The 23,350-nt window shown below is 69.1% G+C and carries 22 protein-coding genes; 16 read left to right on the top strand and 6 right to left on the bottom strand.

Translation table 11 applies throughout. The annotated features are described in order from the left end of the window. Positions 1-5: 5 nt before the first annotated feature. From ACSQ2F_RS08545 to ACSQ2F_RS08530, 4 genes are all read right to left on the bottom strand, one after another. The gene (locus ACSQ2F_RS08545; protein ID WP_436021715.1) at positions 6-1,067 is read right to left on the bottom strand and encodes a sensor domain-containing diguanylate cyclase; all 1,062 of its coding nucleotides are present in this window, start codon (positions 1,065-1,067) and stop codon (positions 6-8) included. A 249-nt stretch (positions 1,068-1,316) separates the two neighbouring features. Then, entirely contained in the window at positions 1,317-1,535 is a 219-nt protein-coding gene (locus ACSQ2F_RS08540; RefSeq protein WP_436021713.1) for a hypothetical protein, read from the bottom strand. Positions 1,536-2,031: 496 nt separating this feature from the next. Then, entirely contained in the window at positions 2,032-3,168 is a 1,137-nt protein-coding gene (locus ACSQ2F_RS08535; protein WP_436021711.1) for a hypothetical protein, read from the bottom strand. Positions 3,169-3,464: 296 nt separating this feature from the next. Next, a complete protein-coding gene (locus ACSQ2F_RS08530) occupies positions 3,465-4,466 on the bottom strand; it encodes a formylglycine-generating enzyme family protein (protein WP_436021709.1) in 1,002 nt (333 codons plus the stop codon). A gap of 140 nt (positions 4,467-4,606) precedes the next feature. Here ACSQ2F_RS08530 and ACSQ2F_RS08525 point away from each other — a divergent pair, with 140 nt between their 5' ends. Next, complete coding sequence (locus ACSQ2F_RS08525) at positions 4,607-5,905, top strand: O-acetylhomoserine aminocarboxypropyltransferase/cysteine synthase family protein (RefSeq protein WP_436021707.1); 1,299 nt, start codon at positions 4,607-4,609, stop codon at positions 5,903-5,905. Positions 5,906-5,989: 84 nt separating this feature from the next. On the opposite strand, the gene ACSQ2F_RS08520 is transcribed toward ACSQ2F_RS08525, so the two are convergent. Continuing rightward, positions 5,990-6,421: a DUF4334 domain-containing protein gene (locus ACSQ2F_RS08520; protein ID WP_436021705.1), complete on the bottom strand. Its 432-nt coding sequence runs from the start codon at positions 6,419-6,421 to the stop codon at positions 5,990-5,992. Between the two features lie 17 nt (positions 6,422-6,438). Further along, on the bottom strand, positions 6,439-8,301 hold the full coding sequence (locus ACSQ2F_RS08515) for a VOC family protein (RefSeq protein WP_436021703.1): 1,863 nt from the start codon (positions 8,299-8,301) through the stop codon (positions 6,439-6,441). A 218-nt stretch (positions 8,302-8,519) separates the two neighbouring features. Here ACSQ2F_RS08515 and ACSQ2F_RS08510 point away from each other — a divergent pair, with 218 nt between their 5' ends. From ACSQ2F_RS08510 to ACSQ2F_RS08440, 15 genes are all read left to right on the top strand, one after another. Next, a complete protein-coding gene (locus ACSQ2F_RS08510; RefSeq protein WP_436021701.1) occupies positions 8,520-8,879 on the top strand; it encodes a thioredoxin family protein in 360 nt (119 codons plus the stop codon). Positions 8,880-9,041: 162 nt separating this feature from the next. Further along, a complete protein-coding gene (locus tag ACSQ2F_RS08505; RefSeq protein ID WP_436021699.1) occupies positions 9,042-9,911 on the top strand; it encodes a DUF4124 domain-containing protein in 870 nt (289 codons plus the stop codon). A gap of 8 nt (positions 9,912-9,919) precedes the next feature. Next, positions 9,920-10,681: an ankyrin repeat domain-containing protein gene (locus tag ACSQ2F_RS08500; protein WP_436021697.1), complete on the top strand. Its 762-nt coding sequence runs from the start codon at positions 9,920-9,922 to the stop codon at positions 10,679-10,681. Continuing rightward, positions 10,678-13,458 (top strand): type VI secretion system Vgr family protein, encoded by a 2,781-nt coding sequence (locus ACSQ2F_RS08495; RefSeq protein ID WP_436021695.1) that lies wholly within the window; start codon positions 10,678-10,680, stop codon positions 13,456-13,458. The genes ACSQ2F_RS08500 and ACSQ2F_RS08495 overlap by 4 nt, the downstream gene beginning before the upstream one ends. A 133-nt stretch (positions 13,459-13,591) precedes the next feature. After that, the gene (locus ACSQ2F_RS08490; RefSeq protein ID WP_436021693.1) at positions 13,592-14,017 is read left to right on the top strand and encodes a hypothetical protein; all 426 of its coding nucleotides are present in this window, start codon (positions 13,592-13,594) and stop codon (positions 14,015-14,017) included. Positions 14,018-14,064: 47 nt separating this feature from the next. Next, positions 14,065-14,430 carry a PAAR domain-containing protein gene (locus ACSQ2F_RS08485; protein WP_436021691.1) on the top strand — a complete coding sequence of 122 codons (366 nt, stop codon included), beginning with the start codon at positions 14,065-14,067 and terminating at the stop codon, positions 14,428-14,430. Continuing rightward, positions 14,423-15,028 (top strand): DUF4123 domain-containing protein, encoded by a 606-nt coding sequence (locus ACSQ2F_RS08480; RefSeq protein ID WP_436021689.1) that lies wholly within the window; start codon positions 14,423-14,425, stop codon positions 15,026-15,028. The genes ACSQ2F_RS08485 and ACSQ2F_RS08480 overlap by 8 nt, the downstream gene beginning before the upstream one ends. Continuing rightward, positions 15,025-15,666, top strand: a complete 642-nt coding sequence (locus tag ACSQ2F_RS08475) for a hypothetical protein (RefSeq protein ID WP_436021687.1) — start codon at positions 15,025-15,027, stop codon at positions 15,664-15,666. Before ACSQ2F_RS08480 ends, ACSQ2F_RS08475 begins: the two co-directional genes overlap by 4 nt. Positions 15,667-15,676: 10 nt before the next feature. After that, positions 15,677-16,549, top strand: coding sequence for an HNH endonuclease (locus ACSQ2F_RS08470; RefSeq protein ID WP_436021685.1), 873 nt, complete (start codon positions 15,677-15,679; stop codon positions 16,547-16,549). 12 nt (positions 16,550-16,561) lie between these two features. Continuing rightward, positions 16,562-17,158, top strand: a complete 597-nt coding sequence (locus ACSQ2F_RS08465) for an SMI1/KNR4 family protein (RefSeq protein ID WP_436021683.1) — start codon at positions 16,562-16,564, stop codon at positions 17,156-17,158. Positions 17,159-17,165: 7 nt separating this feature from the next. Next, a complete protein-coding gene (locus ACSQ2F_RS08460; protein WP_436021681.1) occupies positions 17,166-17,954 on the top strand; it encodes a hypothetical protein in 789 nt (262 codons plus the stop codon). A gap of 185 nt (positions 17,955-18,139) precedes the next feature. After that, positions 18,140-18,682, top strand: coding sequence for a (2Fe-2S)-binding protein (locus ACSQ2F_RS08455; RefSeq protein WP_436021679.1), 543 nt, complete (start codon positions 18,140-18,142; stop codon positions 18,680-18,682). Further along, positions 18,679-19,764, top strand: a complete 1,086-nt coding sequence (locus ACSQ2F_RS08450) for an FAD binding domain-containing protein (RefSeq protein ID WP_436021677.1) — start codon at positions 18,679-18,681, stop codon at positions 19,762-19,764. The genes ACSQ2F_RS08455 and ACSQ2F_RS08450 overlap by 4 nt, the downstream gene beginning before the upstream one ends. Next, positions 19,761-22,043: a xanthine dehydrogenase family protein molybdopterin-binding subunit gene (locus ACSQ2F_RS08445; RefSeq protein ID WP_436021675.1), complete on the top strand. Its 2,283-nt coding sequence runs from the start codon at positions 19,761-19,763 to the stop codon at positions 22,041-22,043. The genes ACSQ2F_RS08450 and ACSQ2F_RS08445 overlap by 4 nt, the downstream gene beginning before the upstream one ends. 233 nt (positions 22,044-22,276) lie before the next feature. Then, positions 22,277-23,341 (top strand): metal-dependent hydrolase, encoded by a 1,065-nt coding sequence (locus ACSQ2F_RS08440; RefSeq protein WP_436021673.1) that lies wholly within the window; start codon positions 22,277-22,279, stop codon positions 23,339-23,341. Positions 23,342-23,350 lie beyond the last annotated feature (9 nt).

Here is a 23,350-nt window from a genome sequence, read left to right as displayed (position 1 = left end):
GGTGCTCAGGTCCAGCGCTCGAACACGCAGACCCGGTTGCGCCCTCGCGCCTTGGCTTCGTAGAGCGCCCGGTCGGCCCGCGCGATGAGCGCGCGCGGGTCGGAGTCCAGGCGCGGTTCGTCGGCCGCCACGCCGATGCTCACGGTCAGCGGCTGCACCGACCAGGTGGCCCGCTCCACGGCCTGGCGCACCCGCTCTGCGGCCTCTGCCGCGCCGACGAGCGGCGTGTTGGGCAGGATCACCACCAGCTCCTCACCGCCGAAGCGCGCGAGAAAGTCGATGGCGCGCAGCGGCGCCTGCGCGCGCCGCACCACCTCGATCAAGGCCTGGTCGCCGGCCTGGTGCCCGTGCTGGTCGTTGAAGGCCTTGAAGCGGTCGACGTCCACCATGAGCAGGCCGACGCTCGCTTCGGCCCGCGCATGCCGGTTCCACTCCTGTCGCAAGCGGTGGTCGAAGGCGCGGCGGTTCCACGCGCCGGTGAGGACGTCCGTGGTGCTCTGCACGGTCAAGTCTGCCACGATGTGCCGCAGCTCCAGTTGCGCCACCGCCTGGCGAGCCAGCGAAGCCAGGCCCTGGCGTTCGCGCTCGCACAGCTGGCGTGGCCGGCGGTCGACCACGCAGACCGTGCCGAGCGGCATGCCATCGGGGGCCACGAGCGGCGCACCGGCATAGAAGCGGATGCCGGGCGCACCCAGGACCAGCGGATTGGTGGCGAAGCGCGGGTCGTTCAGGGCATCGTTCACCTCGAACACGCGGTCCGGCTCGAGGATCGCGTGCGAGCAGAAGGCCAGTTCGCGCGGCGTCTCGCGAAGGTCGCCCAGGCCGCGGTTCGCCTTGAACCACTGCCGTTCGGCGTCGACCAGCGTCACCATGGCGATGGGTGCGTCGCACAGGGCGGAGGCGATCATCGCGATGTCGTCGAAGGCCTGCTCGGGTGGGGTGTCAAGGATGCCGTAACGGCGAAGCGAGTCGAGCCGGGCGAACTCGTTCTGGGGCAAAGCCGCGGGCACGGCGCCCGACGTACCGCGATCGGGTTCCTCGGGCAGTTCGGATGGAGACGACGGCATGGGCGACATGTGGCGGCAGCGGGATCGAGGCCCGATGCACCGGGATCAGTGCAGTGGACCGCAGCGCTGCCGGGCCGTCAATCAATGCCCCTAGGCGCGTGGGCGGCAGGACGCAGATGGCGCGCCACGGCGCGCTCCCCGTGTCAGACGAAGTGGTGAAGCGGCGGTGCGGCCGGGCGACTGTTGTCGTTCAAGGTTGTTGAGCCCTGTCCGGAGTAGGTGGTTCAGGCCAGGCCGCGAGGGCCTGCTTCAGGCTGGAAGCGGGCCTCGCGCGTTGAGCAGGAGTTCGACTCGGGCGGCTTCGGATGCCAGTCCGTGTTCCAGCAGAATTGAAAGGAGGACGTGCAGGTAGACGCCCTCATCGACGACGACCTCCCAGCCTGGCGGGAGCGCAATGGCAAAGCCGTAGACAAGCAGGGAACCAACCTGGATATGGATCCCTTCGACTTGGACATCGTACTCATCCAAGTCTCCTGGATAGGTGACGCCGAATCCCCCGTTACTGTTCCCGTAGCCATGCCGCAGCGCAGCGAAGTCCGCCAATTGGGATAGCGGGCGCCAAGCCAGGATGACCTCCCTGCATGCTGCCCGTGGGTCCGGCGCATCCAACATCTGGCTCCTATCGTTGAAATCGTGAAGTCTAGCCAACGGGCACCGGTGTCTGTCAGCCTTCTGAGGGTCGGCTGTCATCTTGAGCCGCGTCTGCTTCCGCTGCATAGCCGTCGTCCAGTGCAGCAGTTCCGAGCAGGCGGGCCACAAGGTCAGGAACCACGAACGACACGCTCAGACCGAGGTTCAGAATGGCTGCGCAGGATGAGACCGGCGCAATCCCCAGCCCGTCAGCACCTGCGGATGGCAACACCCACCGCACATTGGCACGACAAGATCGCCGGGAATCGCCCGGGTCCGTACCTGGCCGTTCTCTTGGCCGTTCTCTCCGGCCCCACGCCCGGGAGTGACGCGCTCAGCGCGCCGGAAGCTCCGGCGCGGCAGCCGCCTCGGCGGCCTGCGCCACCATCCGCTTCGGCGGGGCGGCAGCGGGCTCGACCCAGGGCGGGTCGAGCAGCGCCACGTGCGGGCTCTGCAGGAAGCGCGCGTAGCTCACCACCGAGCGGTGCGCGCCACCGGGCATCGGCTTCCATGGGTCGGCGCCGCGGGCGATGAGGAACTCGAGCGTGTCGCGTTGCTTGGCGGGGTCGGCCAGGAAGGTCGGCAGCAGCACGCGGGCCAGCGGCGACCAGCCGGCGTCCGAACCCTGGGTGGACGGCACGCGGTTGGCCAGTTGCGGCGCCCGGTTGAGCCACCATTGCAAGGCGTCGAAATGGCTCAGGCGCAAGGCGGTCTCGAAGCCCGGTGGCTGCTCGCCCTGGTAGCGGACGAGGGACGCCTGGGCCGTGTGCCCGAGGGTCTCGAGCTTGCGGGCGAACGGCGACTGAAGGTGATCCGGGTGCAGTGCGCCAAGCACGCCGAAGCCCAGGCCCTCCTTGGGCAAGGCACCGGCCGCGAGCCAGGTGTCGAGCACGCGGTCGAGGCCGGCCACACGAGCGGACGGGCAACTCAGGAGCCGGACGACGTCATGCTGGACCGACCGGGCATCGTTCTCCGCCAGCCAGGCGAGCGTGCGACGCACCTGGGGTGAGGCACCCGCGAAATCAGGGCAGGCATGGGCATGCGCCAGTGCTGCCAGCGGGGCCATGCTGCAGCGATCAGGCTTGGCGCCCTTGCTGAGCAGCTCGGGCAGCACCGGCCACAGCGCGGGGTCGCGCGCAGCCAGGGTCAGCTCGCAGCTCTGAAGATCGTTGCGGCCGATGTCCTGCACCTTGAGGCTGCCTTGCGAGAAGCTGCCGCAGCGGGTGGCCAGCGCCCGCTCGACGCTGTTCAAGCGGAAGCAGGCCACGGGGTCGCCCTCGGTCATCTTGGCGTGGATGTGCTTGGCGATTTCCCAGGTGACGCTGGTGTCGGTCGCGATGCCGGCCACGCTCAGCACGATGGAGGTGGTGCTGCAGCCGGCTGCGGTGGCCAGCGCCGCCGCGCCCAGGCTCACGCGCACCCAGCGAAGGGAGCGCCCGAGACGGCGGAGGGAGGCAAGGCGGCGGGTCATGACAGGATTCGGTGTGTGGGCCGGTAAGAGCAACTTCTGAGCCGGAAAGCGCAGCCCGCGGGTTCGCCCGGACCGGCGGGCTCCCGGGCGTGCAGCACTGCACGCCGCGGTGGTCCGGCACGGCTGCCGGCGTCGACTTCGCCAAGAAAAACGGGGTGACCAAACGGGGCGCGGGCGCCAGTGTGCTGCCAGGAATGGGCAGCCGTGTGTCCGGGTGTGTCAGCGCGGTCGGCTGCGGCGCGGCGGCCGCCAGGCATCGGCCGACGCCCGCCTCGCGAGGTGCCCCACACCGGGCCTCAGGGCGAGGCGGTGGCCTCGACCTCGCGAACGAGCCGGATCCCCACCAGGGTGTACCGGGTCGTCGCGGTGTTCCAGTTGCGGTAGGCACATCGCGTGTACAGCGACCACGAGTGCCATGAGCCCCCTCGCCGCACCTTCACCTGCCCGTCGGCAGGCCCGGTCGGGTCGACGGCGGCGTGATGGCGGTACGCGTCGTCGGCGTGCCAGTCGGACACCCATTCCCACACGTTGCCATGCATGTCGTGCAGGCCGAAGGCGTTGGCTTCGAAACGGCCGACCGGTGCGGTGAACGCATGACCATCGCTGCCGGGCAAGGCGTGCGCTGACCACTTGGGCCAGTGCGGGGCGGCTTCGGCATCGAAGGTGTTGGCCGTACGCAGCAGGCTGCGAGGGTCGTCGCCGCCCTGGTAGCGGGTGGTTTTTCCGGCGCGACAGGCGTACTCCCACTCGGCTTCGGTGGGCAGCCGATAACGCCGCCCTTCAGTGGCCGAGAGCCAACGGGCAAGCGCCACGGCGTCGTTCCAGGTGACGTTCACCACCGGATGGTCGTCCCCCTGGGGGAAGCCCGGGTTCTGCCACGAGTACACCGGTGAACGCCCGGCGAACGCATCGCCGCCGCCTGTCCGCCCTGCCTCGTAGCCGTACCCGCCCGTGCCATCGGCAATCGACTCCGGCACGTGGCCGGAGCGTTCGACGAAGCGGCGGAACTGGCCGACCGTCACTTCGTGCCGGCTCATCTCGAAAGGTCGGCTGATCTGCACGCGATGGACCGGCGCCTCGTCGGAGAGCGCCTCGAAGCGGCGGCGCTCGAGGCCCGGGTAGGCCGCCTCAAGCGTTGCCACCGGTTCCTCGCTGCCCATGTCGAAGGCCCCCGCCGCGATGCGCACGAACTCGATCCCGAGCCCGTCGGTCGTCGGGGGTGCGGCGCATGCCGACAAGAGCGACGTGCCGCTGGCAACGAAGGCGAGGGACCACAGGGATCGGCACGGGAGGTTCATGGGCCGGAAGTCTGGCAGGATCGCACCCCGCGGCACACCGGGTTGACCCGCTGAGAAACCGTGATCGTTATTGAAGAATGTCATTTCCCTGTCCGCACCCGTTGGCATAGCCTCGGTGCCTTCATTCAAGGAGTCCCCTGATGTCCGAGTCCGCCTGGCGCTTCGAAACCAAGTCCGTGCATGCCGGCTACCGTCCCGACCCGACGACGAAGTCGGTCGCCGTGCCCCTCTATCAGACGGCGGCCTACGCCTTTGACAGCGCCCAGCATGGCGCGGACCTGTTCGACCTCAAGGTGCCGGGCAACATCTACACCCGGATCATGAACCCGACCACCGATGTGCTCGAGCAGCGCCTGGCCGCGCTCGAAGGCGGCGTGGGCGCCCTGGCGCTCGCATCGGGCCAGGCCGCGGTCACCTACGCCATCCAGACCATCGCCGAGGCCGGCGACAACATCATTTCGTCCGGCACGCTCTACGGCGGCACGTACAACCTATTCGCCCACACGCTGCCCCAGTACGGCATCACCACCCGCTTCGCCGACCATCGGGACCCGGAGTCCTTCGGCTCGCTGATCGACGAGCGGACCAAGGCGATCTTCGTGGAATCGATCGGCAACCCGCTCGGCAATGTGACCGACGTGGCGCGCCTGGCAGAGATCGCACACCGTCACGGCGTGCCGCTGATCGTCGACAACACCGTGCCCTCCCCCTACCTCACCCGGCCCATCGAGCAGGGCGCCGACATCGTCGTGCACTCGCTCACCAAGTACCTGGGCGGGCATGGCACGAGCATAGGCGGAGCCATCGTCGACTCCGGCAAGTTCCCCTGGGCCCAGCACAAGGCGCGCTTTCGCCGCCTCAACGAGCCGGACCCGAGCTATCACGGCGTCGTCTACACCGAAGCCCTGGGCGCCGCGGCCTACATCGGGCGAGCCCGCGTCGTGCCGCTGCGCAACATGGGCGCGGCCATCTCGCCCTTCAACTCGTTCCTCATCCTGCAGGGCATCGAGACGCTCGCGCTGCGCATGGACCGCATCAGCGAGAACACCGTGAAGGTGGCGCAGCACCTGCAGAAGCACCCCAAGGTGGCGTGGGTGAACTACGCCGGCCTGGAAAGCCATGCCGACCACGCCCTCATCCAGAAGTACTTCTCGGGCAAGGCCTCGGGCCTGCTGACGTTCGGCGTGAAGGCCACCTCGGGCACGGGCCGTGAAGCGGGCGCGCGATTCCTCGACGCGCTGCAGCTCTTCACGCGCCTCGTCAACATCGGGGACGCCAAGTCGCTCGCGACGCACCCGGCGTCGACCACTCACCGGCAGCTGGACGCCACCGAGCTGAAGAAGGCCGGGGTGACCGAGGACACCGTGCGCCTGTCGATCGGCATCGAGCACATCGACGACCTGCTGGCCGACCTGGAGGCAGCGCTCGCCGCGGCCTGACGGGCCACGCCATGGCCCCTCGCGCCGGCCTGCCGCGGGCGGGCTGCGCGACGGCCAGCCCCGGCGCCGATCCGATCGGCCGACTCAGGTCCGCGTCAGGTGGAAGAAGAAGTCGGTCGGTCGGCCCTTGACATCGCCCAGGCCGATGATCACGTCGGCGCTCACCCGGCGGAAGTAATCCATGATGGGTTGCCGGTCGTAGATCAGCGAGGCCGACACCTTGCCGCGCCACGCGATCATCCGCAGCTGCGCCGCGCCGAGGTTGTCGTAGGCATAGACGGAGCCGTCGTCACGGCGGCACAGCAGCGGCTCGCAGTAGTCGGCCGAGACGAACCGCTTGCCGTACCACTTGATGGGGTCCGGCTCCTTGCCGCCGTCGAACTTGCCGCCTTTCCAGGTGCCGAGGATGTCCTCGATGGAAATGGGTTCGAGTTCGTCGTACAGGGGAAAGATGAGGTCGGGCGCATAGGCCTCGCCGGTGGCCATCATTTCCTGAAGTTGCGTTGCAGCGCTCATGGGCGTCTCCGGTGGGTTCAGTTGGGCGAGCTGAGGATCTCGAGCCGCGTGCCGTCGGCATCCGCGGCCACGCCGACCAAGGCTTCGCCCAGCGCGGGCTCGGGTGTGGCGGTGGGTGCCGTCAACACCGGCAGGCCCGCGTCGAAGATGCGTCGTGCATAGCGGCCCGGCTGGTCCACCCGAAGCGACAGCTTCACCGCGTTGTCCTTGTACGCTGGCGCGGAGCCGTCGGTGAAGTGCATCAACACCACGGCCGAGCCGCGGCCGGCGGGCGAGGTCAGGATGTACTCGTCGTACCACGGCACGCCCGGCGCCTTGGTGACGGACAGGCGGGTGAGCACCTTGAAGTCCAGCGTGTCGACGTAGAACGCCCGCGCCGCCTCCAGGTCGGACACGCCGATGCCGAACGCACTGAGGTACGAGGCCACGGCCGTGGGTTCGCTCGTGATCTCCACGAGGTTGCCCTCCGGGTCGCGCCCGAACGACACCTGGCGTCCGGCGTAGGCGACGGGCGGCGAGGCCTGTCCGCCCGCGGCCTGCACCGCGGCCACGGAGGCTGCCGCGTCCTTGACATAGAACACCACCTTGCCCGGGTGGGGCCGCGGTGCGCCCGAAGCACCCTGGCTCGCCCGGTACAGCACGAGCTGCGAGCCGCGGCGGTCGGCGGAATCGAGCACCACCTCGCTGCGATCGCTGCGCGCCAGGCGTGCCCGTTCGGTCATGCCGAACGCCGCCTTGTAGAACGCCACGGACGCGTCGAGGTCAGCCACCCCGACACCGGCCGCACACAGGTAGGCCCCGGTCGCGGAGGACGGCGCCGAGGCACCGACGGCCGCGGGCGCGATGGGGGCGCAGGCCTCGGCCGGCGGCGCCCTGAAGATCTCGAGCAAGGTGCCGTCACCGTCCTTGGCCGTGCCGACGGTCACCCCGCCGAGCGACACGTCGGTCGCGCGTGCGGGCGCCGAGACGACCGGCTTGCCGGCCGCCGAGATGCGGGCGGCATACGCCACCGGGTCATCCACGCGCCAGCTGAGCTTCACCGGCCGGTCGGCATAGACCTTGGCCGACCCATCGGTGTAGTGCATCAACACGACCGCCGCCCCCTTGCCTGCGCTCGACTGGAGGATGTACTCGTCATACCAGGGCGTCGTGCCGCCCGCGCCATCGGGCTTGGCCACGGTGAGCTTGGCCAGCACTTTCATGTCGAGCGCATCGACGTAGAAGGCGCGCGCCGCTTCCAGGTCGGACACGCCGACGCCCACGGCACTCAGGTACGAGTGACGGGCGGCGGCGTCGCTGGCGATTTCGACGAGGTTGTTGTCGAGGTCGCGCCCGAAGCCCACCAGGCGTCCCTGGTACGGCGCCGGGGGGCTGGTCAGCGTGCCGCCGGCGGCGACGAGGCTGGCCCCGAAGGCGGCGGCGTCCTTCACGTAGAAGACCAGCTTGCCCGGGTTCTGGCGATAGTCGCGCGACACGCCGTCGGCATGGCGGAAGAGCACGAGGTGCGACCCGCGGCCGTCGGCCGACGCGAGAACCACTTCCTCCCGGTCGGCGCGGGTGAGGCGCGCCTTTTCCCGCAGGCCGAGTGCCTTGTAGAAGTTCACCGCCGCGGTGAGGTCCGTGACGCCGATGCCGGCCGCGCAGAGGTAGGCGCCGGTCGCCGACGCAGGCGCGACGACGCCGGGCGCGAGGGACAGCGCCGGGCAGGCGTCGGCCACATCGGCGGGTGCGGTGGCCGGAGCCGGCGGGGGCGGCGCCACGCCGTCGTCCGACCCGCCGCAGGCGGCGAGACCGCCCGCCACGGCCAGCGCGAACAATGAGCGACGCACGAGCGCGCGAGCATGAGCAAGGTGCGGGCATGGCCCGGTTGACGGCAGCATCGGAGTCTCCTGGTGTTGTTGCGTTGTCGTTCCGGTGGCCAGAACTGAACTTCCGTTCATTACGACGCCATTGTGGAGGCCGCGAATGCCGCGTCACTTAGGGAGTCCCCGCGTCTCGGACGTGACAGGTGTCCCTGCAACCCTTCGCCGCACCGCGTTGCTGAGGATTTGACTGACCGCGCTCCAGGGCGCGCCGATGTTTGGGATGATCACGCCCCATGCACTCGCCCCTTTCGCCCGACGCCCTCCAGGTGGTCTGCCTCTGCGCCGCCTGGTGCGGCAGCTGCCGCGACTACCGCGCCACCTTCGACTCGGTGGCCGCCGCCTTCCCCGACGCCCGCTTCGAGTGGGTGGACATCGAGGACGAGGCCGACCTGGTGGACCCCGTGGAAGTGGAGAACTTTCCGACGGTGCTGATCGCCGCAGGCAGCCGGCCAGTGTTCTTCGGCACGGTGCTCCCGCACCGCGACACCCTCATGCGACTCGTGCGCACCCATGCCGACGCGACCGACGTTGCAGCCGTTGCGTCGCCCGAAGTCGCAGCGCTCGTCGCGCGGTTGCAGGCGCGCGAGGCCTGACCGCCACCGGCCGCGTATTACTTTCGTCGTGCCGCGCCGGCAGTGGCGCCGCTTCTAATAGCGGCATCCCGACCTTGCGCAGCCCGGCCTTGCACACCCGCCCGAACGTCCGCTCCGTCACCGGCTCGACCGGCCTGCCACCGGCCGCAGGCCACGGCTGACATGGGCCAGCTCTATCGCCGCGTGCTGCCGGACGGCAGCATCGAGCTGACCGACGTGCCCCAGGGCTCGGGCTACGAGCCGGTGCGCCCGGGCCGGGCCGCGCGGGGTGACGACTCGCAGCAACGCAGCGACCACAAGGTCGCCGAAAACACCATCAAGGCCGCACGCAAGCATGGCCCCAAGCTCCTCGACTACCTGGACTACATCGCCTACCTGCGGCAGCACAACCCGCATCGCTTCGACCGCGTGATGCGCGAACTGATGGCCAACGACCCCAAGACCTGGGTCGCGCTGCAGAAGTTTCCCCAGTTCCGCCCGTTGCGGGACACCCTCGTCGGCGCGAAGTCGGCCGAGAAGTACATGAGCCTGGCGGTCGACATGGTGCGCGGCAACCTGAGCGGCGGGACGATGAAGGTGTTCGAGACCACGCTCAAGGACATGATGAAGCGCGACCGCTTCGGCCCCTACCTCGACGTGCTGGGCAGCAAGGCCTCCACCCTGCCTCCGTCGAAACCGCCCACCTATTCCAACTCCCGGCTCGGCCAGTACCTGAAGGTGGAAGATGCTCGGCAAGCCGCGGTGTCCAAGGACGTGGCGCGCGAGCTGGACGCGAGCCGCAAGGCGCTGCGAGGTGCGGTGGCTACGTCGGTCACGCGGGTGGCCGGCTCCGTCCTCGACCTGGGCACGCAGATGCTCAATCCCGAGGTCGCCGTCGGCCTGACACAGACCCTGCTGCGCGCCCGCATGGACAAGCTCGCTGTGCGCAACCCCGCCTTTTCCATCGACACCCCTGAGTACGAAGAGGCGCGATCGCTCCTCAGCCAGGGCCGCATGGGCGAGCTCGATCGCCTCCTCAAGCGCTTCGAATGAACCGAGCCATGAACATGCCCCGCGCCCTGGGTGCCTTCTTCGTCGCCTGCAGCTGGCTGGTGCTGGCAGCCGCCATGCCAGTCGCCGTGCAGGCCGAGCAGCAGGCGGGCCCGGGGCGAACCGCGGCTGCCTGCGGCAAGGCGCCCATCTCCACGAATGCCATCCTGAACGGCATCAGCCGCGGGCAGTTCGGTCGCCTGGTGGCGTGCGGCGTGCCGGTCGACGGTCCGCTGCAGGTTGACGGTGAATTCGTTACGCCACTCCAGTTCGCCGCGTTCCTCGGTCGGGTGGAGACCGTGCGCGAGGTGCTGGACGCTGGCGCGAACCCCAACGACACGGGCCGCGCCGGGCTTCCCCCGCTCGACATCGCGCTCGGCAGCAGCAAGTTCGCCGTCGCGCATGAACTGCTGGCGCGTGGCGCTCGCGCGGACTACGTGCAGGCCGAGCTCGGCCTCACGTCGTTGATGGGCATGGCCTTCGTCCACGACTTCAATGCCGAGGCCGAGTCGCTCACCCACACCCTGTTGGCGCGGGGCGCACCGCTGAACGCCACCGACCGCTCCGGCAACACCGCCCTGCACCACGCCGCCCGCACGGGCAAGCCCCGCTACGTGCGCCTCCTGCTCGATGCAGGCGCCGACCGTTGTGCGGTGAACCGCAAGGGCGAACGCCCGGCGAACGTCCCGCGCCGCAACGCCGAGGAGATCGTCCCCATGTTGCAAGGTCCCTGCCCCGCTGCCGCCCCCGCTTCCGGAGCCGCTTCCCGATGATCAACCTCGCCGAGGGCGCCAAGGCGCTGCAGGCCCTGACAGGCCGCCAACACAACCAGCTGATCAAGCTGCACTTCCCGCGCGGCGACGGGCCGGACACACCGCTCGTGGCCAACCGGCTCGATGCGGTGGAAACGCTGTCGGCCGACTTCCAGTTCACCGTGGAGGTGCTGTCGAACGACCCGCGCATTCCGCTCAAGTCGGTGCTCGGCAAGCTGGTGACGGTCGAGCTCACGCGCGAGCGCGGCGAGCCACGGTATTTCAGCGGCTATGTGTTCGAGTTCCGCTTCGTCGCCATCGAGGGCGGCCTGGCGCAGTACGACATGGTGCTGCTGCCGTGGCTCGCCTTCCTCCGGCTGCGAAAGGACAACCACATCTTCCACGGCATGACGGTGCGCGAGCAGACCGTCTCCATCTTCGGCGACTACGACACCACCGACTGGAAGCAGCTCGCCCTCGGCACCGACCCGGTGATGACGGATGCGGTGCAGTTCGACGAGAGCGACTACAACTACCTGCATCGCCGCTGGGAGGCCCTGGGCTGGCACTACTGGTACGAGCACCGCAAGGACGGTCACACCCTGGTGCTGGGCGGCGACTCCCGGTTGTCCGACCCCATCGACGCCCCGGGCGTGAAGGTGCCCTTCCACGACGAGGCGCACCTGAGCGAGGACCACGGCATCACGCAGTTCACCCCGGTCCGCCGCCTGTCGTCGACCTCCGTGGCCGCGACCAGCTTCGACTTCAAGAAGCCCCGGCCCCAGGCGAGCGAGATCCCGACGGTCAACCAGCAGGGACAGGTGCCCGCCCTCGAGGTGTACGAGTACGCCGGTGCGTATGGCTTTGCCACGCGCGATGCGGGCCAGGCTTTCGTGCGCCTGCGCATGGAGGAGATCGAGGCCGCAGGCAAGCACTTCGAGGCCATCGGCAACCTGCGGGGCATGATGCCCGGGCGCTGGTTCCGCCTGGTCGGGCACTTCGACCAGCAGGTGATGGGCAGCAACACCGAAGACCACGAGTTCCTCGTGATCGAGGTGCGCCACGTGGCCGCCAACAACTACGGTGCAGGCGAGGCCACGGCCGCCCACTATCACAACCGGCTCACCTGCCTGCGCAAGAAGATTCCCTGGCGCCCCTCACGCGGCTACAACAGCATCGAGCCGCACATCTACGGCCTGCAGACGGCCATCGTCACCGGCCCCAAGGGCGCGGAGATCCACAGCGACGAATTCGGTCGCGTGCGCGTGCAGTTCCACTGGGATCGCCTCGGGGAGTTCGACGAAAAGTCATCCGCCTGGGTGCGGGTGGCGAGCACCTGGGCGGGCAGCAACTTCGGTTTCATCGCCGTCCCGCGCATCGGCCAGGAAGTGCTCGTCCAGTTCCTCGACGGCAACCCCGACCGACCGCTCATCACCGGGCGGGTCTACAACGCGGCGAACATGCCGCCCTGGCAACTGCCCGCCAACCAGACCCAGACCGGCATCCTCAGCCGATCGAGCCAGGGGGGCGGCTACGACCATGCCAACGCGCTGCGCTTCGAGGACAAGAAGGGCAGCGAGGAGGTGTGGCTGCATGCCGAGAAGAACCAGCGCATCGAGGTCGAGAACGACGAAAGCCACTGGGTGGGACACGACCGCAACAAGGTCATCGACCACGACGAGCGCGTGCAGGTCAAGCACGACCGCTTCAACAACATCGACGTCAACCACACCGAGAAGATCGGCAGCAACCACACCGAGACCGTCGGTGCCAACCACCGGCAGACCATCGGCCGGAACCAGGCGATCAAGATCGGCAAGAACCTGACCGAGACGGTCACCATGGCCAACATCCAGAACGTCGGGATGGCCAAGGTGACGAACGTCGGCCTCGGCTACATGGTCAACGTCGGTGCGGGCTACAGCGTGAACGTCGGCGGGCTGGCGAACTTCATCGTCGCGGGCGTCTACAACGAGCAGGTGGGCAAGAGCCGCGGCATCTCGGCCGGCGACAACGTCACGGTCAAGGCCGGCAAGACGATCTCGCTCACCGGGGCCGACAAGATCACCGCCAACGGCAAGGAGATCTTCATCGAGGGCAGCACCAAGCTCGTGCTGTCGGTAGGCGCGAGTTCGATCACGATGACCCCGGGCGAAATCAAGATCAACGCGCCGCTCGTGAAGATCAACTGCCCCGCCGCGCCCTCCTCCGCGTTGGCAGCGAACACCCCCGTGCCCAAGCAGCAGACGGGCCTCGGGCAGGACGTGGATGACATCGCGGCGCAGTCGCCCACGTTGCAGAAGGACCTCGCCGACCTGAAGAAGGACGGCTGGGTCATCAAGGACGGGCCCGCCGGCGGCGGCTCGCACGCCAGCCGGGACCAGAAGGTCATCACCATCGACAGCGCGCTGAAGTCGGACCCGAAACAGGCGACCCAGGTCCTGGCACACGAGGTGGGCCACGCGAAGTACCCGTTCAAGGACGACCGCTCGGGCAAGGCCGCCTTCCTGAAGGGAACCCTGGGCGACGAGGGCGCAGCCACGATGAAGAACATCGAGGTGCAGCGCGAGATCGTGAAGAATGGCGGACCGGACATCGGCATCGCCGGCAACCCGGCCAACCACCCGAAGTACAACGCGGCCTACGATCAGTACCTGAAGGACGGCAACGCCGGCGCGGCCCGCGACAAGATCGGCCAGATCTTCGGCAACGGCGAGCGGGTCTCCGGCCCCACCAACCCGACCTACAACGAGTACTACGGAGGATGGTATGAGAAGCACTATCCCGGCAAGCCATGAGCGCGCTGCGTTCTCCGCGCGCCGGCGATTCATGCGGGCGCCGGCCATTCCCCTGCTGCTCGTGCCCCTGCTGCTCGCGTCCCTGCTGACTGGCGCCCCGGCCGCCAGTCGCACTCCCCAAGGAACTTCCCGCATGAAAACCCTCGACCTCTGGACCGTCATCGACTACCTGCCGACGCGGCTGCCGTTCTCGACCGACAAGATCGAATCGGCACTCAATGTCGTGCTCGCCAAGGACAGCGAGAACGAGTACTTCAGCTTCTACAAGGCCCAGGACCTCGCGCTGAGCAACGGCGTCGTCATCGAGTCGATCGACCTGCGCATTAAGAAGGAACAGCCGCACCCCGGGTTCCTGGTCATCCAGCTGGCAGGCGCGTGCGTGCCCCGCGCCGAGGTGTTGCGGCGCTACGAAGGCCTCGACATCACGGACCATCCGCGCGGCCGCTCCCTTGACGAACAGACCAGCTACTCGCGGCGCGAGGTGTGGGGCAAGCTCAGCTTCGGTTTTGCCGAGCGCTCGCCCGACTGCCTGCGCTCGGTCGTGTTCAGCCCGGACTGACGCAGGTCCCGTCCGTCACCGCTTGACCGCATCAGGAGCCCTGCGCCATGCAACCCGCCGCTCGCGTCACCGACATGCACACCTGCCCCATGGTCGATCCCGGCCCCAAGCCGCACGTGGGCGGGCCCATCCTGCCGCCCGGCTGCGTCACGGTGCTGATCGGTGGCCTCCCGGCGGCGCGCCAAGGGGACAAGGCGTTCTGCGTCGGCCCGCCCGACACCATCGCCCAGGGTGAAGCGACCGTGCTGATCGGCGGCAAGCCTGCAGCACGCCTCGGCGACAAGACCGCGCACGGCGGCGTGATCGCCGTGGGTTTCCCCACGGTGCTGATCGGCGCCAAGGCCCAGGGCAAGTGCCTCATCCAGGCCGCTGCCGATGGTTCGCCCTTCGTCGAGAGCGTCGACGGTGACTGACACGGTCGCAGGCGAGCGTCGCCAGCGCCTGAAGCGGGCCGATCGCCTGGAGGCGCTGCTGTTCTCCACCTCGTCGTCCGTCTTTGCCGTGCTGGATGCGGCACGCGACACCGGCGTCGTGTCGCTGCTCTCGAACGGCGACTGCCCGTACAGTTGCCTCTACAAGGGCCAGTCGGCCGCCACCTTCGCGGCCTACGCGCCCTACCTGGTGCAGGTGCTGCCCGACTCCGCCGTGGCCGAGCGCCTGCTCCAGGACGCGTGGGGAACGAGCGTCGGCTACTTCCTCGGCAGCGCGCTCGACGGCGCCGCGCTCAGCCACCACCTGCGCCACTTCCTTTACGCCACCTTGCCGGACGGCAGGAAGGCCTACTTCCGCTTCTACGATCCACGGGTGATGCGCGCGTTCCTGCCCACCTCCAGCCACGACCAGCTCGACGACTTCCTCCGCGAGGCCATCGACTGGTTCGTCATCGAAGGCGCCGACGCCGACACCGCCCAGGTGTTCAGCCGCGTTCGGGGCGCACAGGGTCATGAGCCGCGTCTGGCAAGCGATGTCGTCTCGCTGTCTTCCCAACGCATCGCCGGAGGCCCCCGATGAAGATCCCGCACGACCAGTTCGACCGCCTCCTGCAGCAGGATGCCGAAGCCTTCATCGGCCGCATCATGGAAGCCGTGCACGATGCCCACCCGGCGTACCGCGAGAGCGACGCCATGCGTCGCGCCAGCGTGATCGCGGGCGTCAAGCGAGCCCGCGCGCATGGCCTCACGAGCGACGAAGACCTGATGGCCTACGTGCTCATGATGTACAGCATCAACCCGAACTTCGATCAGCAGCCGCAGATCGCCGCCGCACTGGCGGACACCAGCGTGTCCCCCCACGACCGCTGGGACCGCATCTTCGGCGAGGACTTCGACGACGCCTGGGAAGAAGCCGCCACCTGGGAGTTCCGCGACGGAGCCTACTGGCTCGACCCCGACCTCCCGCCCGCGGCCCCTGAGGACGACGCGCCCCTCACCGAGGCCGACTGGGCCGAACTCGTGGTGGCGCTGAAGCAGGCACAGCAGGGCGATGGCCCCTACCCTGCAGCCTCACCCGAAGACCTGGCACAGGCCAAGGAGGAGTTGCGCGCTGCGCTGCTCAAGCGCGCCCGGCAAACGCCCGAAGAGCTCGAGGCCGAGGCACGGGCGCTGGCCGAGCGCCTGAGGTCGCAGGCGCCATCCACCGGCAAAGGCTGACCGCGGCGCCATGGGAGAAAAACTCAAGGAACTGGAGAAGGTCCCCGACAGCAAGGTGACCGCCCTCCAGGACAAGCTCAAGGACCTGGCCAGCTCGCGCGAGTTCGAGATTGCCCAAGGGGTGGTCGACGCCGCCGGCATCGTGGACCCGACGCCCATCAGCGATGGCGTCAGTGCGGTCATGAGCCTGGCCAAGGGCGACTGGCTGGGCGCGGGGCTGTCAGTCGCATCGATGATTCCCTACATCGGCGACGCCGCCGCCAAGACGATCAAGGCGTCGCGGGCCGCCAAGCGCCTCACCAAGCTTGCCGACGACATCGCCAAGACCACGAAGGAGCTGCTCGATGCCGTGCAGAAGCGCGCCGTGGCCAACCGCAAGGCAGCGGCCAAGGCAGCGCAGGATGCACGGCGCAAGGCGGCCAACAGCTGCAAGGCGTGCTCGGCCGAACAGAAGTGGGGCTCGCAGTTGCCCACCCGCGGCACCTGGGACCCGCCCGGCTCCAGGGGCAATGGCAAGTGGACCAGCGAAGACGGCAAGGTCTCCATGGACTACAAGGAGGGCTACCCGGACTTCTCCACCGCCAAGGCGCCCAACATGGACAAGAAGCCGGTCGTGCTCGACCGCGTCGAGCTGACGGACATGAAGGGCAACCACGGCAGCGACATGACGGCGGCCCGCGACGCCATGCGCCAGCGCACGGGCGACCCCAACTGGCCCGGCAACGGCAAGAACGAACCGGCCGGCTACACCTGGCACCACAAGGAAGACGGCGCCACCATGGAACTCGTTCGCACCGATGTGCACGACCGTTCCCAGTCGCGCGGCGGCAGTGGCGCCGCGCACACCGGCGGCGCGTCCGTCGTCAAGGACAAAGCGTTCTAAGGAGATCTCCCCATGCTGAGAAAAGACATCGAGTTTCGCGAAGCCGGCCCAGCCGTGTCCGCCGACGCTCTTGCCGCATTCGCCGCTACCGTCGGCGTGGCTGCCCTGCCCCTGCCGTACGAGCAGTTCATGCTTCGATTCAACGGAGCTGACCCCCTGGTGGGCGGGCCGAACCGCTCCATGGGCCGGTTCTCGTTCGTCCGCCTCTGGTGGCCGGTGGGCTCCCCGGCCGCCGAAGGCGGGCTGTGGGCCAGCCTGAGCGACATGTACCGGCTCGGCACGGACCCCACCGAGCGCCCGGAACTGCAGGACGTGCACGAGGTCGTCTCTGACATCCTGCCGCCCCAGAGCTTCGCCTTTTGCAGCGCTTCCGGCGGCAGCAAGTTCCTCTTCGACCTGCGGCCCGACCGCTTCGGCCAGGTGCTGTTCTGGTCTCGCATGTGGGCAGGCGACGACGAGACCCTGGCCCGCGACCCGTACCACAACGTCGCCTGGGTGGCCGCGGACTTCGTCGACTTCCTCAACCGGCTCGAGGTGGAACAGGACGACATGGACGCGTGGGAAGCCGCCCAGCCGCCCGCCTCGCAGATGAACTGGCAACCCGGCTGACGGCGCCATGACCGTCGCGCACCGCCCGGCCAGCGCCTTGCCTGTCGACCCGAAGGCGTTCCTCGCCTACTGCCGGCCCACCTTCCTGACCGACTGGCCGGAGCCCCTTCAGCGCCTGTCCTTTCGCACCGAGTTCGTGTACCTCGACGAGGCGGAGGTCCTGGTGCTGCGCCGTGGGCCGCTCTGGAAGGGCCCGGTCTGGGGCATGTCCGATCCGACCGTGGACAAGCTGATGGGCAAGCTGCGCCAAGGGCTCGACGCCATGGGCGGCGCGGCCTTCCTGCGCACCCACGTCCGCAGCCCGAAGGATGGCCTCCTCTGGCAACAGCATGCGGGACGCGTCGATCACCCCTGGTTCGCCCTGGTGATGCTGCAGGAATCCGAGCGCTTCCATGGGGATGCGCAGTGGCTCGCCCTCGACGGCGCCCTGCCCGTCATCGCCCTGCGCGAATGGGTCCCGACGCTGCCGGGCCTAGAGTTTCGATGCTTCGTCCACGACCGGGAGGTGGTCGGCATTGCCCAGCGGCCGGGCCGCACGCCCCGCAATGCGGCACTTCAGGCCCACGCGGCCCTCGTGCAGGCACGCCTGACGACCTTCGCCCAGGAGTGCACCCGGCGCTCCGGACTCCCCAGCGCGGTGTACGACCTTTGCCTGCGACGACAGCCCGACGAGGCGCTCACGCTCGCGGACATCCGCCTGGTCGAGGTCAATCCGTGGCACAGCGCAACCGACCGCTTCGCCTTCGAGGCGCGGCGCGACGGCGGCTTCGACGGATCGTTCAGGTTCGTGGCCTGAACGGCACACCCCGAGGCGACCCGCGGTCCGAGCGGGAACGGCGCGGTCCGCACGGCCAGGATTGACAACTTCTCCAGCGCTTCCACCACCTCCTGATGGGCAGGCACGGGAGCAGGCCGTCCCGTGCGGCGGCAGAGCCGGCACGCGCGTTGCCCTTGCTTCGGCCGCCTCCATGGAGAAGTTCAATGAGCCCCGCTGATTCCCTGCCCCTTCCGCCCTCCCCGCCCGGAGGCCACCTACCCGTGCGCCTGCGCATCAACGGCACGACCACCACGGTGGAGGTGGAGCCCCGCGTCGTCCTGCTCGACCTGCTCCGGGAGCGCATGGACCTGACCGGCACCAAGAAGGGCTGCGACCACGGCCAGTGCGGCGCATGCACCGTGCTCGTGGACGGCCAGCGGATGAACAGTTGCCTGTTGCTGGCGGTCTCGGTCGAGGACTGCGAGATCACCACCATCGAGGGGCTGCCGCAACTCGACGATGACGGCACGGGCCTGCACCCCTTGCAGCGCGCCTTCATCGACTGCGACGCGCTCCAGTGCGGGTACTGCACGCCGGGGCAGATCTGTTCGGCCGCGGGCCTGCTCAACGAGCATCCGCCCGCCAATGCCCACGAGGTGCGGGAGCGGATGAGTGGCAACCTCTGCCGGTGCGGGGCTTACCCACAGATCGTGGAAGCGGTGAGCCGGGTGGTGCTCCAGCGCAAGCCGTCAGGAGTGGCACCATGAGCCCGTTCGATTTCGCCCGGGCCACCCAGGCGCAGGACGCCCTCTCGCTGTACCGCGCGCATTTGCCGCACCGACCGGCGTTTCTCGCCGGGGGCACCAACCTCATCGACCTGCTCAAGGAAGGCGTGACCACGCCCGGCGCCCTGGTCGACATCACGCGGCTGCCGTTGCGTGAGATCGCGTTGCGACCGGACGGCGCGCTGTCACTCGGCGCCCTGGCCAGCAACGCGGAAACCGCGAACCATCCTCTGGTGGTGGAGCACGCCCCGCTGCTGCGCTCGGCCATCCTGGCGGGCGCCTCCCCGCAGATCCGCAACCGGGCCACCAACGGCGGCAATCTGCTGCAGCGCACGCGCTGCGTGTACTTCTATGACCGAGGTGTGCCATGCAACAAGCGCGAACCGGGCACGGGCTGTCCGGCCGCGGTCGGCATTGCACGCCAGCACGCGATCCTGGGCGCCTCCTCGTACTGCATCGCCACCCATCCGTCCGACATGTGCGTGGCCCTGGCCGCGCTCGGCGCCGAGGTGCACGTCACCTCGGACGAGGGCGATCGGGTCATTCCCTTCCTCGATTTCCACCGCCTGCCGGGGATGCAGCCCGAGGTGGACTCCAACCTCCAGCCCGGTGAGTTGATCACCCGGATCGTCATCCCCGCCAATCAGTTGACCGAGCATCATGCGTACCTCAAGGTGCGCGAGCGTGCGTCGTACGCCTTTGCCCTCGTGTCCGTGGCGGCCGCACTGGCCCTTCGTGACGGCGTGGTGGTGGAAGCGCGGGTGGCGCTGGGCGGCGTCGCGCACAAGCCCTGGCGCGATCTCGATGCCGAGCGCCTGCTGCTCGGCAAGCGGCCGGAGGCCGAGGCGTTCGAAGAGGTTGCCGCAGCGATTCTCAAGGAGGCAAGGCCCTGGGGGGGACCGGCCCTGCCGGAAAGCCTGCCCGGCAACGAATTCAAGATTCCCCTCGCGCGGCGCGCCATCGTGCGCGCGCTCGAAATGGCGCGCGACGGCGTCACGACCAACACGGGCGAGGATGCGTTCTGCCGCTTGGGCGAACCTACCGCGCCGGAGGCCACCGCATGAAGCACGACCTGCCACTCTCCGCCGATCAGCAGCCCGTCGCCCCGATCGGCACGGGCGATGTGCCGATCGGCACCGCCACCCCGCGCATCGACGCCCTGGCCAAGGTCACCGGCACCGCCCGCTATGCGGCCGAGCACCCCGTGGAAGGTCTGCTGTATGGCGTTGTCGTCAACACGCCGGCCCCGCGCGGTCGCATCGTTCGCATCGGCACGGCCCAGGCGTTGGCATTGCCCGGGGTGGTCGACGTGCTGACCCATGAGAACCGCCCGCGCATGCGCTCGCTGGACCTCTTCTACAAGGACATGACGGCGCCGGGCGGGTCGCCCTTCAAACCGCTGCACGACGACTGCGTTCACTACAGCGGCCAGCCGGTGGCGCTCGTGGTGGCCGAGAGTTTCGACGCCGCTCGCCACGCCGCCGGCCTGGTCGAGGTGGAGGTGCAAGCCGAACCCCACGAGACCAACCTGCTGGCGCACATGGCCCGGGCGAAGGCGCCGACGAGTTTCAAGGCCGGCTTCTCCAAGCCGCCCGAGCCGCGCGGTGACGCCGATGCGGCGTGGAACGCTGCGGCCGTCAAGGTCGAGTCGGAATGCTATGCCGGGGTGGAGCATCACAACCCGATGGAGATGCATGCGGCCACGGTGGTTCGGGGTGACGACGGGCACCTCACCATCTATGCCAAGACCCAGGGCTCCCAGAACGACCGCTGGGTGGTCTCTCGGGCCTTCGGGCTGCCCGAGCGCCTGGTCACGGTGCGCAATCCCTTCGTCGGCGGCGCATTCGGTTCCGGGCTGCGGCCACAGTACGGCATGCTGATGGCCGTCATGGCCAGCCTGCACCTGAAACGCTCGGTGAGAGTGGTGCTTACCCGGCAGCAGATGTTCACCTTCGGGCACCGCCCGGAGACATGGCAGCGGGTCAAGCTGGCCGCCGCCAGCGACGGCCGCCTGACCGCCGTCATCCACGAGGCCATTGCCGAAACCTCGCGCCTGGAGGACTACGTGGAGGTGGTGGTGAACTGGTCAGGGCAGCTCTATGCCTGCGACAACGTGCGCCTCGACTACAAGCTCGTGCCGCTCGACCAGCACAGCCCGATGGACATGCGCGCGCCCGGCGCGGCCCACGGCGTGCATGCGCTGGAGGTGGCCATGGACGAGCTCTCGTATGCCGCCGGCATCGACCCGCTGGAGATCCGGCTGCGCAACTACGCCGAACGCGATGCCAGCAAGGACCTGCCCTTCTCCACCAAGGAGCTCAAGGCCTGCTACGAGCAGGGCGCGGCCCGCTTCGGTTGGGCGGGCCGCCCCCTCCAGCCGCGCGCCAGGCGCGAAGGCCACGAGTGGGTGGGCTGGGGCGTGGCAACCGGCACCTGGGATGCGATGCAGATGTTCGCCCGGGCCCGGGCCGTGCTGAACGCCGACGGCACCCTCGTGGTCGAGAGCGCGGCCACGGACATCGGCACCGGCACCTACACCGTCATGACGCAGATCGCCGCCGCCGCCTTCGGCCTGCCGCTCGAGCGGGTGACCTTCCGCCTGGGCGACTCCACCTTGCCCGTCGCCCCGATCGAAGGCGGTTCCGCCCACGTGACGACCATCGGTTCCGCGGTGGAAGGCGTGTGCGAGAAGCTCCAGCGGGAGGTGTGGACGCAGGCGCGCCGCTTCACCCCCGGCTTTGCCAACACCCGGTTCGCCGACCTGCGGTTCGAGCAGGGGGAGATCGTGCACCTGCCCTCCGGTGCGAGGGCGCCGCTCGCCACGGTCCTGGCCAATGCCGAGCGCGGTTCGCTCGAGGCGAAATACTTGCTGCTGCCCAACCTCCTCAAGCAGCGCAAGTACGTGCGGGCCACTCACTCGGCCGTGTTCTGCGAAGTGCGGGTGGACGAGGAACTGGGCACCGTTCGCGTGACGCGCGTCGTCAGTGCCATCGCCGCCGGGCGCATCATCAACCCCACCACCGCGCGCAGTCAGGTCATCGGCGGCGTGGTGTGGGGCATCAGCCAGGCCCTGCATGAAGAAACCCACTCCGACCACGCCCTCGGCCGCTTCATGAACCACAACTACGGCGAGTACCACGTCGCAGCCAATGCCGACATCGGGGAGGTGGACGTCATCTTCGTCCAGGAGGACGACCGCATCGTGAGCCGCCTGGGGGCCAAGGGCGTGGGCGAGATCGGCATCGTCGGCGTGGCGGCCGCCGTGAGCAACGCGATCTACCACGCCACCGGCCGGCGGCTGAGGTCGACGCCGATGACGCCGGACAAGGTGATGGCGCGCTGAGCATCGCGAGACCGCGGCATCGCCGGAGCGCCGGTCAGGAGACCCATCCACTCGGGCGGGTGTGAACCGCGGGCGCAGTCTCGGCGGCGCTCGCTCGACCTTGCCCCGGCGCGTTCCGGCACCCTCGGCTATTCTCTGGCCCGTCGAGCGCTCCGGCGGTTCGTGCCGCAGGGTGCGGCACGCGGCGAGCCTCGGCATCCACCCTTCACCTCAATCGACCCACCCGACACCCGATGGACTCCCTGACCCAGGCCGTGCTCGGCGCCACGATCCAGGCCGCTTGCCTGGGCCGCGAACAGGGGCGCCGCGCCCTGGCCTACGGCGCGGTGCTCGCCACCCTGCCCGACATGGACGTCGTCATCCGCTATGCCGACCCGGTGTCGACGATGACCTACCACCGCGGCTTCTCGCATTCGGTATTCGTGCTGACGGCCCTGGCAGCGCTGCTGGCCTGGCTGATCCGTCGACGATGGCCGGCGGCGCCGTACAGCGGGCTGCGGCTCTTTGCCACCCTGTGGCTCGTGCTCGTCACGCACCCGATCCTCGACGCGTTCACGGTGTACGGCACCCAGTTGTTCTGGCCGTTGACGCCGACCCCGGCCAGTTGGGCCGCCGTCTTCATCATCGATCCGGTGTACACGCTGCCGCTGCTGGGCGCGGTGGTCGTGTCCATCGTGCGCGGCCCCTCGCACCCCTCGTCCCTGGCGAACGTCCTCGCCTTCACCACCGCCTACCTCTTCTTCGGACTGGGCAGCCGCCTGTACGTCGAGCACCGCGTGCACGACGCGCTGACCGCACAGGGCGTCGCCGTGACGCAACTGCGGGGCGTCCCGATGCCGTTCAACACCCTGCTCTGGCGCGTCATCGCCAAGACCCCGGAGGGCCGCTCCATCGAGGCCGTGGCCAGCGTCTTCGACCGCGGCCCGCCGGAGTGGATCTACCAGCCGCTCGGGCAGAACTTCGCGGCCGTGCTGGCCGACGTGCCCCTGCACCAACGGCTGCGCTGGTTCACCGACGACTGGCTGCGCTATGACGCGGTGGGCGACGCCCTGGTGGTGAGCGACCTGCGCATGGGCTCGGCCGGCTACTACACCTTCCGCTTCAAGATGGCCACCTGCCAGGCGGACGGGCGTTGGGCGCCCGTCACGCCCGAGTCCTGGGAGAGCCCGAGGCCGGCGTGGCCGCAGCTGCAGCTGATGTTCGCGCGCATCGTGCAGCAGGCGCCGCCACTTCCACTTGCGGCATGGGCCGACGAGCTGGCGGCCAAGGAAAAGGCCGGGGCGGTCTGCCCGGCTTGAGCGACGGGT

It is taken from the genome of Rhizobacter sp. LjRoot28 (assembly GCF_964253025.1).
Taxonomy (GTDB): Bacteria; Pseudomonadota; Gammaproteobacteria; order Burkholderiales; family Burkholderiaceae_C; genus Rhizobacter.
The sequence above is the reverse complement of the archived record's forward strand: the minus strand, read 5'-3'. Positions and strand labels throughout refer to the sequence as shown.